Source organism: Citrobacter sp. wls706 (assembly GCF_005281305.1).
GTDB classification, from domain to species: domain Bacteria; phylum Pseudomonadota; class Gammaproteobacteria; order Enterobacterales; family Enterobacteriaceae; genus Citrobacter; species Citrobacter werkmanii.
Genome location: NZ_SZXG01000030.1, coordinates 56,151 through 71,821, shown reverse-complemented (window position 1 = coordinate 71,821; position 15,671 = coordinate 56,151). Strand labels below are relative to the sequence as shown.

Annotated in this window: 20 protein-coding genes; 8 read left to right on the top strand and 12 right to left on the bottom strand. The window is 52.1% G+C overall.

The genetic code is table 11. The annotated features are described in order from the left end of the window. The first annotated feature begins 2 nt into the window (after window positions 1-2). Together FDW92_RS08150 and FDW92_RS08145 are read left to right on the top strand one after the other, a co-directional pair. Entirely contained in the window at window positions 3-323 is a 321-nt protein-coding gene (locus FDW92_RS08150) for a hypothetical protein (RefSeq protein WP_042307641.1), read from the top strand. Between the two features lie 201 nt (window positions 324-524). Beyond that, window positions 525-908, top strand: a complete 384-nt coding sequence (locus tag FDW92_RS08145; RefSeq protein ID WP_212734093.1) for a hypothetical protein — start codon at window positions 525-527, stop codon at window positions 906-908. Window positions 909-1,200: 292 nt separating this feature from the next. Here FDW92_RS08145 and FDW92_RS08140 read toward each other — a convergent pair whose 3' ends face one another. Continuing rightward, a complete protein-coding gene (locus FDW92_RS08140; protein WP_224759900.1) occupies window positions 1,201-1,419 on the bottom strand; it encodes a SymE family type I addiction module toxin in 219 nt (72 codons plus the stop codon). Between the two features lie 198 nt (window positions 1,420-1,617). Between FDW92_RS08140 and FDW92_RS23125 the strand changes: the two genes are divergently transcribed. The 6 genes from FDW92_RS23125 to FDW92_RS08110 all read left to right on the top strand — a co-directional run bounded on the left by FDW92_RS23125 (window position 1,618) and on the right by FDW92_RS08110 (window position 6,689). After that, on the top strand, window positions 1,618-1,902 hold the full coding sequence (locus FDW92_RS23125; protein ID WP_208616120.1) for an RHS repeat-associated core domain-containing protein: 285 nt from the start codon (window positions 1,618-1,620) through the stop codon (window positions 1,900-1,902). A gap of 199 nt (window positions 1,903-2,101) precedes the next feature. After that, a complete protein-coding gene (locus FDW92_RS08130; RefSeq protein ID WP_042307639.1) occupies window positions 2,102-2,356 on the top strand; it encodes a hypothetical protein in 255 nt (84 codons plus the stop codon). Window positions 2,357-2,572: 216 nt separating this feature from the next. Next, complete coding sequence (locus FDW92_RS08125) at window positions 2,573-2,932, top strand: hypothetical protein (protein WP_137400596.1); 360 nt, start codon at window positions 2,573-2,575, stop codon at window positions 2,930-2,932. Between the two features lie 356 nt (window positions 2,933-3,288). Continuing rightward, a complete protein-coding gene (locus FDW92_RS08120; RefSeq protein WP_042307634.1) occupies window positions 3,289-4,326 on the top strand; it encodes an extracellular solute-binding protein in 1,038 nt (345 codons plus the stop codon). Further along, on the top strand, window positions 4,310-5,998 hold the full coding sequence (locus FDW92_RS08115) for an iron ABC transporter permease (protein WP_042307632.1): 1,689 nt from the start codon (window positions 4,310-4,312) through the stop codon (window positions 5,996-5,998). The genes FDW92_RS08120 and FDW92_RS08115 overlap by 17 nt, the downstream gene beginning before the upstream one ends. A 10-nt stretch (window positions 5,999-6,008) precedes the next feature. Continuing rightward, on the top strand, window positions 6,009-6,689 hold the full coding sequence (locus FDW92_RS08110) for an ABC transporter ATP-binding protein (protein ID WP_042307629.1): 681 nt from the start codon (window positions 6,009-6,011) through the stop codon (window positions 6,687-6,689). Window positions 6,690-6,713: 24 nt separating this feature from the next. Here the strand turns inward: FDW92_RS08110 and ldtA are convergent, their stop codons facing one another. The 11 genes from ldtA to FDW92_RS08055 form a co-directional block, all read right to left on the bottom strand. Continuing rightward, a complete protein-coding gene (ldtA, locus tag FDW92_RS08105) occupies window positions 6,714-7,643 on the bottom strand; it encodes a L,D-transpeptidase (protein WP_042307628.1) in 930 nt (309 codons plus the stop codon). A 125-nt stretch (window positions 7,644-7,768) separates the two neighbouring features. Next, on the bottom strand, window positions 7,769-8,833 hold the full coding sequence (gene cobT / locus FDW92_RS08100) for a nicotinate-nucleotide--dimethylbenzimidazole phosphoribosyltransferase (protein ID WP_042307626.1): 1,065 nt from the start codon (window positions 8,831-8,833) through the stop codon (window positions 7,769-7,771). Window positions 8,834-8,857: 24 nt separating this feature from the next. Beyond that, window positions 8,858-9,601 (bottom strand): adenosylcobinamide-GDP ribazoletransferase, encoded by a 744-nt coding sequence (cobS, locus tag FDW92_RS08095; protein ID WP_042307624.1) that lies wholly within the window; start codon window positions 9,599-9,601, stop codon window positions 8,858-8,860. Further along, window positions 9,598-10,143: a bifunctional adenosylcobinamide kinase/adenosylcobinamide-phosphate guanylyltransferase gene (cobU, locus tag FDW92_RS08090; protein ID WP_042307622.1), complete on the bottom strand. Its 546-nt coding sequence runs from the start codon at window positions 10,141-10,143 to the stop codon at window positions 9,598-9,600. Before cobU ends, cobS begins: the two co-directional genes overlap by 4 nt. Then, on the bottom strand, window positions 10,140-11,660 hold the full coding sequence (locus tag FDW92_RS08085; protein WP_042307620.1) for a cobyric acid synthase: 1,521 nt from the start codon (window positions 11,658-11,660) through the stop codon (window positions 10,140-10,142). Before FDW92_RS08085 ends, cobU begins: the two co-directional genes overlap by 4 nt. Further along, window positions 11,657-12,472, bottom strand: a complete 816-nt coding sequence (locus FDW92_RS08080; RefSeq protein ID WP_042307618.1) for an energy-coupling factor ABC transporter ATP-binding protein — start codon at window positions 12,470-12,472, stop codon at window positions 11,657-11,659. Before FDW92_RS08080 ends, FDW92_RS08085 begins: the two co-directional genes overlap by 4 nt. An 8-nt stretch (window positions 12,473-12,480) precedes the next feature. Further along, a complete protein-coding gene (locus tag FDW92_RS08075; protein ID WP_042307616.1) occupies window positions 12,481-13,158 on the bottom strand; it encodes an energy-coupling factor ABC transporter transmembrane protein in 678 nt (225 codons plus the stop codon). Then, the gene (locus FDW92_RS08070; protein ID WP_006683999.1) at window positions 13,145-13,426 is read right to left on the bottom strand and encodes an energy-coupling factor ABC transporter substrate-binding protein; all 282 of its coding nucleotides are present in this window, start codon (window positions 13,424-13,426) and stop codon (window positions 13,145-13,147) included. The genes FDW92_RS08075 and FDW92_RS08070 overlap by 14 nt, the downstream gene beginning before the upstream one ends. Window positions 13,427-13,428: 2 nt before the next feature. Beyond that, the gene (gene cbiM, locus FDW92_RS08065; RefSeq protein ID WP_042307613.1) at window positions 13,429-14,166 is read right to left on the bottom strand and encodes a cobalt ECF transporter S component CbiM; all 738 of its coding nucleotides are present in this window, start codon (window positions 14,164-14,166) and stop codon (window positions 13,429-13,431) included. Next, window positions 14,163-14,876 carry a cobalt-factor II C(20)-methyltransferase gene (locus FDW92_RS08060; protein WP_042307609.1) on the bottom strand — a complete coding sequence of 238 codons (714 nt, stop codon included), beginning with the start codon at window positions 14,874-14,876 and terminating at the stop codon, window positions 14,163-14,165. The genes cbiM and FDW92_RS08060 overlap by 4 nt, the downstream gene beginning before the upstream one ends. Beyond that, on the bottom strand, window positions 14,873-15,667 hold the full coding sequence (locus FDW92_RS08055; protein ID WP_042307607.1) for a sirohydrochlorin cobaltochelatase: 795 nt from the start codon (window positions 15,665-15,667) through the stop codon (window positions 14,873-14,875). Before FDW92_RS08055 ends, FDW92_RS08060 begins: the two co-directional genes overlap by 4 nt. Between the last annotated feature and the right edge of the window lie 4 nt (window positions 15,668-15,671).

Below are 15,671 nucleotides of genomic sequence, written 5' to 3'. Positions count from 1 at the left end.
CCATGAATATCAATAAGCTAAATCACGCACTAATAAACAGCAATATATTAAAGATGGTGCATATAGATATTGATCCTATCACCATGAAATATAATGTATTATTTTCATTAAGTGATAATGAAGATGTCGTCGATGAAGTATCTTTTTATTTTTATGATGTCAGTAATATGAGAATGGAAGATATAGGTGGTGGATTAACTCAATTCATGCATCTTAAAATATCAGTGATTGATGTTTCAAATGATCGTAATAAATATAAGCTAGAAGATGTTGAAGATTCTAAAATATCATTTGAATTTAATTCTGTTGATCTCCTGAAATAAATACTTTCAGTTAAGAGCCGGGAAAGATCCTCTTGTCTTCCCGGTTTTTGATTGCACTATAACCAGTTCTGGTACTACGATTGTGACACGGGATAATACCGGTGTGCTGATCCGATAGGGCTACGTGGGGGGATAAACAGTTACGCGTATGTACCTAATCCGTTTGGCTATATTGATCCGTTGGGATTATGTAAAACGGATGTGGGTAATTCTTATCCCGACCCTAAATTACCAGATAATATTGAATCAGCTTTCGAGAATGGGATATATACAAATAGAAAGTTGACTCAGGATGAATTTTCCTATAAATATCATGGTGTAGATAATAGAACCGGTAGAAAATATTCATGGTTAACGAATAAATTATATACATCAGAAGATACACTGAGGCAGGATCTTGCTATTCGCCATAATTGGGGTGTCAATATTACTGATGTGTCAAAATTTAGAGTTCCTCAAGGTACATGGGTTAGCGAGGGAACCGCAGCCGCTCAGGGCGCAGGATATCCTGATGGTGGATATCAAGCTGTGATATCGAATATTCCAGATGTTTGGGTAACAAATACAACAGGGGTTCCGTGGTAATGAAAACAGAAAATTTACTTAATGTTTTAAATGAAATAATTATTGAATAAAAAACAGTCTGCTGATTTTTTTCATTAAGGTATAATAATATAAAGAACTTAAATAATCACTTAGAGTCCATTGAGGAATTATCTACATGCAGAGCAATGGCTCAGTATGCTAATTTTTCTATTACAGAGGAAAGAAAACTCGATAAAATAGTAGACTATGCAACAGCTATCTTAGCAGGAGATAAAGCATAATAATTCAATAAAAACCGGGGAAGATCCTCAATCTTCCCCGCCTTTATTATTTAATCCCCGTTCACCACATTATTTACCCCCGCCTTAACATGATTCATCGACTTTTTCATCAGATAAAGCTCCTTCCGTAGCTCCCTCACTTCGTCCACTTCCGAAATCTTCACCGTGACGCCTTTCCCTGTCTCAAATCCCGCTTCTCTTAACCAGTCACCCTTGAGGGTCAGGCTGGGATGCTGTGAGTAATATGTGGTCATGCCGGTTTTACGCATGCTCTGACATAGCCGGCTTTAAGAGTGTGCTGGGTTTTGGGTATGATATTTTTGTGTTTAACATGCTGATTAAATAGTAAAATAAGCATTGTGCAGATAGTTTAATTTATCAGGGTATGGCGGTAGCGTATGAACTACGACGCGATGAGCTTGGTAATTTACATACAAAGCTGACGGTACGATTCACACTCCGGTGAGATTCTCTGTCCTGACCCCATAGGGCTAAGAGGTGGGTTAAATCCGTATGGATATGTCAAAAATCCGCTGAAATACATAGATCCGTTGGGTTTATGTAAACAAACAGGTGGTCGGCAGGTTTTAAACCCTGAATCTATATCCGGATGGGAGAAAGCAGAATCAATGTATGATCTCATTCGTTTTGATCCGAATGATATTTCTTTAATAGAAAAAAATACAGGTTGGAAAGAATCCATTATAGCCAGAGTTAAAAATCATTTATTCTTCAAAGATCATATGCTATGACAGGGGATTATCTCGATTTGATGCAGATCCAGCAATTGTTAATGCTTGGGATCGCTTAAAAACTGGCGATTACACGGCTAGTGATATTAACCTTCTACGACATGAGCAATTTGAGTCACGATTTGAAGGAATATTTGGTACAGACTACAGGGTAGCACACGATGCCGCAGAACGAAGTGGCAGAGTATGGGAGTAAATTATGGCATATCATATTGAAATACTGAAGTTTGAAGAAACAGATGAAATGGCGAAATATAAGTTTCGTCCAACGTCATCAAAATATTCCATAACTGACTATGGAGTTTTTGAAATAAATAAAAAAAATGGTGAAGTTGCTTTGTTAAAGCAAGTCACGAACGATACTAAAAATGTTTTTTATATGAGAGCTATGTTTAAAATTTTAACCTGTTGGCGGAAAGGATATTTACCTGAAAAGGAAGAGTGGGCATCATAATCTAAGGCAGGGAGAGTAAAATAGAATAATTATTTGCTGCTATGACCTAAAAATAAAGCCGGGAAAGATCCTCTTATATTCCCGGCTTTTATTGTTTAATCCCCGTCAAATCCCGCCTTCGAGCCTGCTTCGCTCTTCATCCGGCAGTGCGTCGGCCTGCTGCCAGAGTTCGTGTAGCCATCCTTGCTGGCATCGCCCCCCCGACCAGTTCATCAAGTGAAACTGCAACACACCAGCCAGCTTAAGCAGCGTCTCCAGTTGCGGCAAAATATGCCCCCTGTATATCCGTGGGGATTTTGGTTTTACGGTTGGAGCGGGAACTTTAAGACGGCGCAGGAAAACGAAGAAGTGACCCAAGGCAGCAGTGACCGGGTTCTCAGTCGTACGACGTTCATCTATGACACGCTGTGCCGCCTGGTGGAAGCGAAAAATGACGACGCCACCGTCACGTATGAATATGATGACGCCAGTCGGGTCGCAGCCGGTATTACAGCGCACTTTATCCGTGGGCTGATGGGAGAAATCGCTCAGTGGCAGATAGCCGACCATGCCCCGCTGACCCTGGAGCATGAATAGGTGGTCATTCTGGTGGTCTTGACAATCCCGATTTTTATGTTTAGCTTACCAATCAGCCAGTTAATAGCTAAGGCGATCCCAGTCAGAGGAGCCAAATTTAAGAAGCCTGCTTAAGGAAGCTTAAGCGGGCTTTTTGCTTTTCAGGCTTTCATAAAAGCATCTTGCATAAGCGTTCTGCCTGTTATACCGCCCCTATTCCATGTCTCATCACACCATTGATTAAAGTTATGTAAATGTAAATCGTTTAAACTTTGCAATTATTGTAACTGCTAGTGATTATCATTTATTGTACGCGAGCCAAAAGAACGAGCCCTGCTCGGTTCACTGTACGTTCCAATTACTCTGGGATATAAACGATGAATGCTCTGCCTCGCACCGGACTGCGCCGTATCACGCTTGCCTCTGCCCTGGTCTTTGCTGTTAGCCTGCCGGCTTTCGCCCAGGAAACATTAACGCTTTACACTACCCGCGAACCCGGTCTAATCCAGCCTTTACTTGATAGCTGGACAAAAACCAGCGGTATCAAAGTAAGTACGGTCTATATCAAGGATGGCATGCTTGAGCGTGTCAAAGCAGAAGGGAAAAATTCACCTGCCGACCTGCTGATGACCGTAGATGCAGGCAATCTCCTCGATTTAGTTGAAGCGGGTGTGACCCAACCGGTAGAGTCAGAAGCGCTGAAAGCCGCCATTCCTGCTAACCTTCGCGGTGCGGATAATCAGTGGTTTGCGCTTTCTATGCGTGCCCGCGTACTGTATGCCGAAAAATCAATGCCCATTGATAACTGGCATTACGAACAACTCGCCAGCCCGGAGTATAAAGGAAAAGTCTGTATCCGCTCTGGACAACATCCGTATAACACGGCGCTGATTGCCGCGATGATCGCTCATCACGGAGAAGCTAAAACCGAAGACTGGTTGCGCGGCGTGAAAGCTAACCTGGCCCGTAAAGCTACCGGCGGTGACCGCGATGTTGCCCGCGATATCCTCGGTGGAATTTGTGATATCGGTCTGGCTAACTCCTATTACGTCGGCCATATGAAAAATGCCAAAGAAGGCAGCGATGCTCGTCAATGGGGCGATGCCATCAAAGTCGTAAAACCAACCTTTGAGAATGGTGGTACACACGTCAATATCAGCGGCGCTGCCGTTGCCCGCTATGCGCCAAATAAAGCCGATGCCGTTAAGCTGATGGAGTATCTGGTTTCCGCGCCTGCCCAGCAGCAGTATGCGAAAGCAAACTTCGAATATCCGGTACTGAAAGGCGTAACGCTTGATCCGGTTATCAGCGCCACCATCGGTGAAATTGATGTCGATAAGACACCGTTAACCGAAATCGTGAAATATCGTAAACAAGCTAGCCTGCTGGTAGATAAAGTTGGATTCGATCAATAAACCTTTGCAGTTTCCAGCGTTACGCGGCCTGGTTTCCGGGCCGCAGTCATTATTAACGCCGTTGCATCTTGGCGCGCTGTGCGTGGCGCTTGGCGTCCTGACACCCATCATTGCGCTGATCTGGCAGGCTACCCAGGCCGATTTATCTCACTGGGATAATCTCCTGACGTGGGTGTTGCCTGCCGCGTTAAAAAACACCGTACTGTTGTTAGCGGGGGTCGCCGTGATGGTCGGCGTCATTGGTGTAGGTAGCGCTTGGGCGGTGACGGCATGGGATTTTCCTGGCCGCAAAATTCTCAGTTGGGCGCTACTATTGCCGCTGGCGATGCCGACCTACATCGTCGCCTTTGCCTGGCTCGATCTGCTGCATCCGATTGGTCCCCTGCAAACCTTTATTCGTTTCTTACTGGGCTTTGACAGCCCACGACAGTTCCGCCTGCCAGATTTACGCTCTCTTTCTGGTGCAATAATTCTGCTCGGCTTAGTACTTTATCCTTACGTGTACCTGACCACACGCGCCATGTTTATCAGCCAGCCGGCTCATTTACTGGAAGCCGCACGTACGCTGGGATGCAGCGCGACCGGAACTTTTTTTCGTGTTGCCCTCCCCATGGCACGTCCGGCCCTGGCCGTTGGCATCAGTCTGGCATTGCTGGAAACGCTTAACGACATCGGCGCATCGGAATTCCTTGGGGTACAGACGTTAACAGTTACCGTGTACACCACATGGATCTCGCGCTCCGATTTATCTTCAGCTGCGCAAATCGCCAGCATGATGCTGATGTTTATCTTCTTTATTCTGACGCTGGAATTTTATGGCCGCAGAAAACAGGGGTTCAGCAGCCGCAGTCTGCGGGAAATTCAACCCACGCGCGTGCAGGGGTGGCGCGGCTGGCTGCTTGGTACCGTTATTTCGCTGCCGGTTGTGCTGGGTTTTCTGGCCCCGGTGCTGTTTTTAATGTGGGAAAGCGCCAAACGTATTGGCGATGACAACCTCCTTTCCCCCTCGTTACTGTCAGCATTACAAAATACGCTCTTGCTCGCGGCGGGAACCACGCTGGTGGTGGTTTGTGTCAGTCTGTTGGTGGCCTGGAGCGCTCGCCATAGCGCTGCAGACAACGCGATGCCGGGATTTCGCCGTGGCGTGATGCGTCTGGCCTCTTTAGGCTACGCGGTTCCCGGCACAATCCTGGCGATTGGTTTTTTAACGCCCGCCATGGCGGTTGACCGTTGGCTGGCTGACTTGCTGGATGTGCGTGGCCTGCCGCTGATGTCAGCCGGGATCCTGCTGGTTATTTGCTGTGCTATGCGTTTCCAGGCGATTGCCATCGGCGCGCTGGATTCCGGTCTGGGACGCATTCCACCTTCGCTGGAACAGGCTTCCCGGCTGTTGGGCGAGAATGGTGCGGGCACGTTTGCACGGGTTCATTTCCCTTTACTCCGCCCGGCCCTGGTGAGCAGCGCTCTGCTGGTTTTTGCCGACGCGATGAAAGAGCTACCCACAACATTACTTTTGCGTCCGGTTAACTTCGAAACGCTGGCAACATTGCTGTATGCGGAAGCCGCTCGTGGAACTTATGAAGAAGGTGCAATCGCCGCGCTAATGATTGTTTTAGCTGGCACGCTACCGGTTATTTTATTGGTGCGTCACCAAATGACTCGCCGGGGTTAAGAGAGTAACAATGTCAGAAATTGCATTACGCCTCCAGGATGTGCACGTTGCCTATGGCAACAGCCAGCAATCGGTACTGAATGGATTTTCAATGTCGGTACGCAAAGGGGAAATCGCCTGTCTGTTGGGTGCTTCAGGCTGCGGGAAAACCACGGTTCTACGCGCAGTTGCGGGGTTTGAACGACTGCGAAGCGGAGAGATCTATGTGTCCCAGCATCGTGTTGCCGCTCCCGGTGTTCATCTCCCGCCTGAAAAACGCCATGTCGGCATGGTTTTTCAGGAATATGCGCTATTTCCACATCTGACCGCGCACCAAAATGTCGCCTTTGGATTACGCCGCATGCCGCGTGAAGAGCAGCAGACCAGGGTGGCGGAACTGTTAAAAATGGTGGAGTTACATAGCCATGCCAGCCGCTATCCCCATGAACTTTCCGGTGGTCAACAGCAGCGCATCGCCCTTGCGCGTGCGCTGGCACCACATCCGGAAATCCTGTTACTGGATGAACCCTTTTCCAGCCTTGATAAGCGCACACGTGAGCGCCTTGGCAACGAAGTACGGGATATTTTGCGCGCTGCCGGGCAAACGGCACTGCTGGTTACCCACAGCGAGCATGAAGCGCAGCTAATGGCAGACCATATCGGCGTGGTAAAAATGGGCCAGTATCAAAAAAAAGCGCCCCATCTTACCTGACGATAAACCTGGGCCGCTTTGATATTAAAAATGCTGCTGAACCTGGCTGATGTTTACTGGCATGCCGGAGCGTCTTTCCAGCGCCTGATTCCCGCGGCTCACGTCCACGCCACTCCCGCTGATAAATGTGCGCAAAGCGGGAGTGATCGGCAAGGGAACCTTTCTGTCAGACTCGTACTCCGAACGATTTCGTGACAGTGGCTCATGCACTTCTACCCAGCGACTGCCGTCTGGCTCCAGGCTGTATTTTACCGGTCGGTCAATCAGTTGCACACGCGTTCCTACCGGCACCGTGTCAAACAGGTACTTAATATCGTCATTACGCAAACGGATGCAGCCCTGGCTCACCCGCAGACCAATACCAAAGTTAGCATTAGTGCCGTGAATGGCATAAAGTCTGCCGATATAAATTGCATACAGCCCCATCGGATTATCTGGTCCGGCAGGGACAAACGCCGGTAAGGTTTCCCCGCGTGCGGCGTATTCACGGCGGGTATTCGGCGTCGGCGTCCAGCTCGGCGCTTCCTGCTTACGCTCAACCGCGGTCACCCAGTTACGCGGGGTTTCTCTCCCTGCCTGACCAATACCAATGGGTAAAACCTCTACCGTATTGCTGCCCGCGGGATAATAGTAAAGACGCATTTCGGCGACATTGATAACAATGCCTTCACGCACGGTATCCGGCAATATCAGTTGCTGCGGCACCACCAGCGTTGTGCCAGACTTAGGCAAAAAAACATCTACGCCGGGATTGGCCTCGAGCATATTGCTCAATCCCTGCCCGTACTGCGCGGCAAATGCCTCCAGCGGCTGGGTGTTTCCGGGCGGGACCGTTATCGTCAGCGGGGTACCTACCAGACGACTACCTTCTGGCGGCAGCGGATAACTCACCGCGTGTGCTACCTGACTTGCAAGCAGCATGATGAGTGAACAAAGCAGTTTTACACGACGCATCTTTTACCTTTCCGTTGCCGCAGCCGATATCCAGTAATTATAGCTTTTATTATCACTTTTAGTGGGTTACAACTTCAATACGCATAAAAAACCTCGCCAAGCGGCGAGGTTCATAGCTCACGTAACTATGCTTCTTTACCATCCGGTAGCACAATGTTGCTGGCGGCTAACTGCCCCATGTTGTGGTACATCGCGCAGGCTGCCTCAATAATCGGCATCGCCAGCGCGGCCCCGCTGCCTTCACCTAAACGCATCCCCATATTGAGGTACGGATCCAGCCCCAGATGCGCCAACGCAGTGCGAGCCCCCTTCTCAGCAGAGAAATGTGACGGAATCAGATAGGGTTTAATCTGCGGTGCGATCTGGCAGGCCGCCAGCGCAGCAGAGTATGAAAGAAAACCATCCAGCACGACCGGCAGCCCACAGGAGGCCGCGCCAAGCATCACCCCCGCCATGCCCACCAGATCAAACCCGCCCACTTTAGCCAGTACATCGATACCGTCATTACGATCCGGTTGATTGACGGCAATGGCTCGCCGCACAACCTCAACTTTATTGCCTACTCTTGAAAGCGGCAGGTTAGCGCCAATGCCTACCACATCCTCGGCATCGCTGCCGGTCAGCACGCTGACGATAGCCGCCGCAGGCGTGGTATTTGCCATACCGAGTTCACCCACGCCAAACAGCGTTACGCCCTCTTTCGCCAGTTCATGGGTATAGCGGATAACTTCCAGCAGTAGTTCCTCGGCCTGCGAACGGCTCATTGCCGGGCCCTGGGCAATATTGCCGCAGCCGCGCGCGACGCGCATATTCACCACGCCGGGGATAAGCTCCGCATCAATCCCGACGTCAATGACATGCACCTTTGCTCCAGCCTGAGCGGCCAGAACGCAAACGCCGGTCGTGCCACGCGTCATATTGGCGGCCTGAATAGCCGTAACCACTTTAGGCGAAACGGCAACCCCTTCATCCCAGACGCCGTGATCGGCGCACATCACCAGCATCGCTTTGCCGTTCACATACGGTGCGCCTTTCAGGCCAGGCATACCAGCCAGTTGCACGGCGAGCGATTCGAGGCGCCCCAGACTGCCCGGCGGCTTTAGTAAGCCATCAATATGCTGCTGAGCACGCAGCATCGCGGCACTGTCAGGTGAAGGAATCGCGTGGAGTAAAGAGGTTAAAGTCTGCATAAGGGTTCCAGTATGTTGGCTGACTCAAAGCAGAGCCAGCAAGAATATTAACTCGCCAAGTTCAATGGCTGCGCCCAGCGTATCGCCGGTTTGCCCACCCAACGTACGTTTTAATAACTGCCCAAGAATGAAAATCGCCACCATCGTGACAACCAACGCCGCCACACCCCGCATACCCGGAAGCAGCACGGCGGCCAGGATCGCCGCCAACCCCAGCGTGACGGCGGTTTGACGCCCGGTAATTTTGCCGATGAAGACATTACCCAGCCCTTCTTCGCGGGCGTAGCGATGTCGATACATCAGCAAAACAGCGGTACCCCGCCCGGCGACACATGCCGCAGCCAGCGCCGCCAGCATTGGCGTGCCACGTAAAGCCAGTTCGCTCACCACCAGCACCTTCGCCAGTAAAACGAAAATTAACGCCAGTCCACCGTGGGTGCCCAGACGACTGTCGCGCATGATTTCCAGCATCCGCTCGCGTCGGCGCGCCGAAAAAATGCCGTCACAGGTATCCGCCAGACCATCCAGATGAAATCCCCCGGTCAGCAATGCCAGCGTCAATACGGCGAACAAGGCTGCCAGTGGAATACCACACCAGGGCTGCAGTGCCATAAAGACCAACCCCGTTAGCCCGCCCAGCACCACGCCTATCAGGGGGAACATCACGATACCGCGCGAATAGTGCTCGAAATCCAGTCCTTGCGACCAGCGAGCAGGAACGGGCAAGCGGCTGATGAAAGACAGCATTGCCCAGAACAACTTACTCATTTAATTTTGACTCCAATTCCTGATACCACCAGCCACACCTCATCAGCTGCCGTCGCCAGTCGCTGGTTCACGCGTCCTGCAATATCGCGAAAATGACGGGCCAGACGGTTTTCCGGAACAATTCCCATTCCGACTTCGTTAGTCACCAGTACGACCGTTGCCGGACAGCGCTGACAGGCAGCAATTAGCGAACGGATCTCATCCTCGATGGACTGCTCCATCGCCGCGTAATCCCAGCTATCCGGGTCGCTGTCACCACCCAGCGCAAACAGCAGATTGGTTACCATGGTGGTGATACACTCCAGCAAAATGGCTTCCTGAGGATCGTTTGCTGCCGTTATCAGTTCATCGAGATGTTGCCAGCGCTCGGCAGTACGCCAGTGTGCGGGACGCCCATCGCGATGGTGCTGAATTCGCGCCGCCATCTCCTCATCAAAAATCTGCGAAGTCGCGATATACAGAACGTTTGGGGAATCAGCGATCAGCGCTTCCGCATGCCGACTCTTGCCGCTTCGTGCGCCGCCCGTAACCAGAATCATCATACGGGCTCCTGATGTTGCTGCATGATGGTATAAATTTTCTCAATATCGATGTGTTGTCGCATCGCATCCGCCAGCAGATCAAACTGCTGCGATTTATATTGCGCGTAATGGAAGGTGGAATCCAGCGGTGCTAACCCTTTGCGTACACGCAGGCCATTCACCAACGCACGGGTAAATGCATCGCTGTCGAACAGTCCGTGAAGATAGGTACCGAAGGCCAGGCCATCCGGCGTTACCGCGCCGTCAGCGACATTGCCGCCTTCTTTGCGCAGTGTCATTACCGACTGGCATGCTTCGGATAATGCCGTTTCGCCCATATGGATTTCATAACCGCGAACGGGTAACCCCGCCGCGCCCGCCAGCCAGTCAGGCAGCGCAGAAGACATTTGCCCCTCAACCAGGGTCGTGGTTTTATGCTGGGCAAAATGGGTCACCGTATTAAGCAAGCCCAGACCCGGCAGCGTACCGAGGCCCGACTCTACTTCATCAATGATGGTGTCGCCGAGCATTTGATAGCCGCCGCAAATCCCCACCACCGGTACGTTATTACGATGTAATTGCACGACGCCATGCGCCATTCCGCTTTCACGCAGCCAGACCAGATCGCCCAGCGTGTTTTTGCTGCCTGGCAGAATCACCAGATCGGCCCCCGCCAGTTCTTCAGGCTGGCGAACATAGCGCACGCGCACGTCCGGCTGTGCCGCAAGCGCATTGAAATCAGTGAAGTTTGAAATGTGCGGAAGTTGAACAACGGCGATATCGATGTCGCGTTTATCAGTACGCAGATACTTGCCCTTTTGCAGCGCCACGCCATCTTCATCTTCCAGATCAACATCCAGCCATGGCATGACGCCCAGCACCGGAACACCGGTCAGCGCTTCAATTTGCTCGATACCGGAGTACAGCAGCGCCACATCACCGCGAAATTTATTGATGATAACCCCTTTTACCCTGGCGCGTTCATGGTCATGCAGTAGCGCCAGCGTGCCGTAAATAGAGGCAAACACGCCGCCACGATCGATATCCGCCACCAAAACGACAGGGCACTGCGCCATCTCAGCCATGCCCATATTGACGATATCGCGATCGCGCAGGTTAATCTCTGCCGGGCTCCCCGCACCTTCCAGCACCAGCACATCGAACTCCTGCGCCAGGCTATTATAAACTGACAAGATCTGTTCCCGCAGACGTGGCTTGTACTCGTGGTAACTCACCGCGTCCATATCGGTTGCCACTTTACCCATCAGCACTACCTGCGCTTTTCGATCGCTGGTCGGTTTAAGCAGCACCGGGTTCATACGCACATCTGGCGTAATGCCTGCGGCTTCGGCCTGAAAAATTTGCGCGCGGCCCATTTCTTTTCCCTCTGGCGTAATGCCAGAGTTCAGCGCCATGTTCTGCGATTTGAACGGCGCGGTATGCAGTCCATCCTGATAAAAAATACGACACAGCCCGGCGACCAATACGCTTTTACCCACATCAGATGCCGTTCCCTGCAACATTATTGCCTGCGTCATGACGCCTCCTTCAGTGCGTTCTCTCGCATACAACTAAAAAATTCAGCCTCTGTTTTACACAGCGGGAAACCCAGCTCAGTATGCAGCTTCACCAGCCAGGGCTGAGTCAATCCAGCTTGTTCAATAAGATCCGTCCGGGCGAAAACCTCACCCGGCGTGCCGTGCGTCAGCACTTCGCCCCGGCGTAAAACGTAAACTGCATCGCTGACCTCATAGATAAGATCGATATCATGGCTGGAGATCACCACGTGATTTCCTTGCGCCACGATGCGCTTGATTATCTCAATCATCTGCGTGCGGCCTGATGGGTCAAGGCCTGCAGTGGGTTCATCCAGTAGCAGATATTGCGCCTGCAACACCAGCGCACCAGCAATCGCCACGCGTTTTTTTTGCCCATGGCTTAAACACTGAATGGGCTGATGGCGAAAATGCTGGGCGTCGACCAGCGTAAGCGCATCTTCCACGCGGCGAGCGATTTCAGCTTCATCCACCCCAAGATTGCGCAGGCTAAAGGCGATATCGCTGTCGATATCGGTATAAAAGATTTGCTGATCGGGGTCCTGAAATACCGTTGCCACCTGTTGACGCAGCGCCAGCAGGCCGCGCTTGCTGTAATCCAGCGGATTGCCCTGCCACATCACCGCGCCTTGCTGTGGGCGCAATAAGCCACTCAGGTTCATAAACAGCGTGGATTTCCCGCAGCCATTAGCGCCTACCAGTCCGGTGACGGCATGCGTCGAAAAATCCAGAGTTAGCCCTTTGAGGATCGGGTCATCCTGATAGCGAAACCAAAGCGCTGAGGTGGCAAGCATACTTTTCCTTACAGGTGAAAATCACCCTGATACAGTTTGATATCCAGTGTGGTGGTCATTTGCTGGTAGCGGATCAACACACGGGTAAACAGCAATCCCACCAGCATTGCCAGAGAGCGGTAGCCCAACGGCAAGCTACGATAACCAAAACGCAGCGTTTGTGCGCGATGAATAGCCAGCGCCTCATCTAACAGGATAAAAATAAACCGCCAGGTCAGCAGGATCTGCTCAGTTAGCAGGCGAGGAACGTGCGCGCGTTTGAGTAAGATAATTAATTGCGGAAACGGCAGATTCAGTACCAGCCAGAAGGTTGCCGCCAACGCGGCAAGGCTGCGCCAGAAGGTTTCATTGGCGGTTACCAGGCCTGGTGCGCTGATCCCCAACCAGTAACTTCCCACAGGTATGCTGGCCAACAGCGTCTGTGGATCGCGGCTGATGCTAAACAAAATGGTCACCACGCCAACCGTGAGAAAACCAAATGGCAATGCCATCCAACGGCACCAGCGCCAGAAGGAAATACGCAGCAGCCAGCAGCTCAGCGCGGCAATCAGTAACAGCTCGATACCCTGCCCCAACGGGGGCAGGGTAAACGCCAGAATCATCATCATCAGCCAAAGCAGAAATTTCCGCACCGGCGAGACATGAACCCAACGGCTTTGATAGCTAAGCCTGTCAAGCCCGGTCATCACGGCGTTGCCTGCCCTTTGTGTAACCCAAGATATAGAAAATCACGGCTGCGCCAAGCGATCCCTGGAGCGTAAACAGCAGACTTTCAATTTCACCGCTTGCGGGTTCATACAACGGCTGGAACCAGGGCTCATAATGCGGGGCAATAGCCTGAATCTGGCTTTCCGCCTCACCATCTGAACCGCCGTACTCCCCACCGTGGTTGATAAAGAACGGCAGGATCACCAGCGCCACCACCATGCCTAACAAAATCAGCGTCTTTTTCATCGTTAATGTCCTTGTGCGGTTATCAACTGTCGTTTGGTTAGCTGGTCATAAATCATTACGGTGAGCAGACCTTCCGCAATCGCGATTGGGATCTGCGTCAGGCAGAAAATGCCCATGAATTTCACAATCGACCCCACTGCGCCAGCGGACGGATCAGGGAACGCAACGCCCAACTGAACAGAAGTAACAAAATAGGTGACGAGATCCGCCAACATGGCACACAGGAAGACGCAGACATCCCGGCGCAGCCCCGAGCGGCAGGCCATTTTCCACACCATGTAACCCACTACCGGGCCAATCACCGCCATCGACATGCCGTTGGCCCCGAGCGTCGTTAAACCGCCGTGCGCCAGCAGCAAGGCCTGGAACAGCAGGACTATCGCACCGAGAATAGCGACCACACCCGGTCCGAACAGGATAACCGCCAGGCCGACACCGGTCGGATGCGAGCAGCTTCCGGTAACGGAAGGAATTTTCAGCGCCGACAGCACAAAAATAAACGCGCCGCACAAGGCCAATAACACTTTTTGGTGGCTGTCTTCCTGGACGATTTGACGCAAGCGCACTAATCCGTACCACAGGCAAGGTAAAAACAGCAGCCACCAGGCCAGCGCCCACATTGGCGGCAAGAAGCCTTCCATAATGTGCATGGCGAACGCTTGCTCAGGGACAATCATCAGTAATAGCGCCGCAGCCAACCCGCTGAAAGACAGCTGTTTTAGCTGTTGTTCAAGCTTCATTGTGCATACTCCCACTGTTTATTAACCAGAATGGTCGAGAAATAAGGCAGCGGCTGGTCGTCGCTGACTTCGTTGAGATGACGCCAGCACTGCTCACTAGGCAGCGTGGCTTCAGACATCATCAATGCGCAATTCAACAAGCCCTCTTGTTGCAGCAATGCTTTGATGCGCGCAAAACGACCGTACACCTTCATTAGTACCAGGCTGTCATGCTGCTTTAGCGCCTGCTGGATTTCCGCTTCCGGCGCGGTACAGGAGACCACCGCCAGCGACTGTTGCTCCATAGCGAGCGGCGTTTTTGAACGCGCGGCAATCGCGGCGAAAGAGGTCACGCCCGGAACGATTTCCAACCAGTCAGGACAGCCAATACGCTGGAGTAAAAAGACCCAGGTACTGAACAGCATGGCATCACCAAGGGTAATAAAACCAACCTGTTTACCGGCCTCCACTTCCTGAACCAGCGCGGCAGCAACCTCATCCCAAACTGCCTCTTTTTCAGCACTGTCGGCACTCATAGGAAAATGGCAGCAGCGGACTTCGGTCTGCTCGCCGATATACTCCCGCACGATTGACAGCGCCAGGCTATCGCCGCCTTTCCGCCCGGCAGGCGCATAGAGAATATCGAGCTGACCCAGCGTGCGTGCGGCGCGCACGGTAATGAGATCGGAAGCGCCTGGCCCGGTGCTTAATGCGTACAGTTTTCCGCTCATGCCGCTTCCTCCAGCGCCACATTCAGCGCCTGCTGTAAATGCGCCACAAACATGGCGCGCACCGCCGGATTCTCACCCAACCCACTGAGCCACGGCGTAGCCCGTATCCCGGCCGCATTAAACAATGTCTTCCACGAATCGTCTTCGTCGGAGGCCATATCATTGATGGCATGGTCGCCAGCAACTAACATCAGCGGCATCAGATGCACCGCCGTCACCCCTTCCTGAGACAAACTCTCAATTAACACATCTACTTCCGGGTAGCTTTCCACCGCCCCGACCCGCGCCGGGTAGCGCTGCGCCGTCATCATATGGTCGAGACAGGCATAAGCGGCAAAGGCATGATGGCTGGCGCCGTGCCCCATAAACACCACTTTTTCCTTTTCGCCAAGCGGCGGCATCTGCTGTTGCAGCGCCAGCATCAGCTGGGCGTAATCTTCATGGCTGCTCAGCAGCGGTACGCCGAGCGTCAGGCGAGAAAACAGCGGACGCATACTTTGCACTTCGCGGACAATTTTTTCGTATTCATCGCCGTTGATGATGTGCAGTGACTGAATAGCCACATCCTGATACCCCTGCTCCGCCAGCTTTTGCAGCGCCTGCAGCGGCGTGTCGATATCAATGCCATCACGCTGCTTGAGCTTGCGGATAATCATCCCAGAGGTAAACGCCCGAAACAGGTCACGATCCGGGCAACTGGCCGCGAGATCGCGCTCACAGGCCACAATATTTTTCTCACAAGTGTCGTGATAGCTGGTGCCAAAGCTGACCACCAGAAGCGCCTTTTTCATCTCT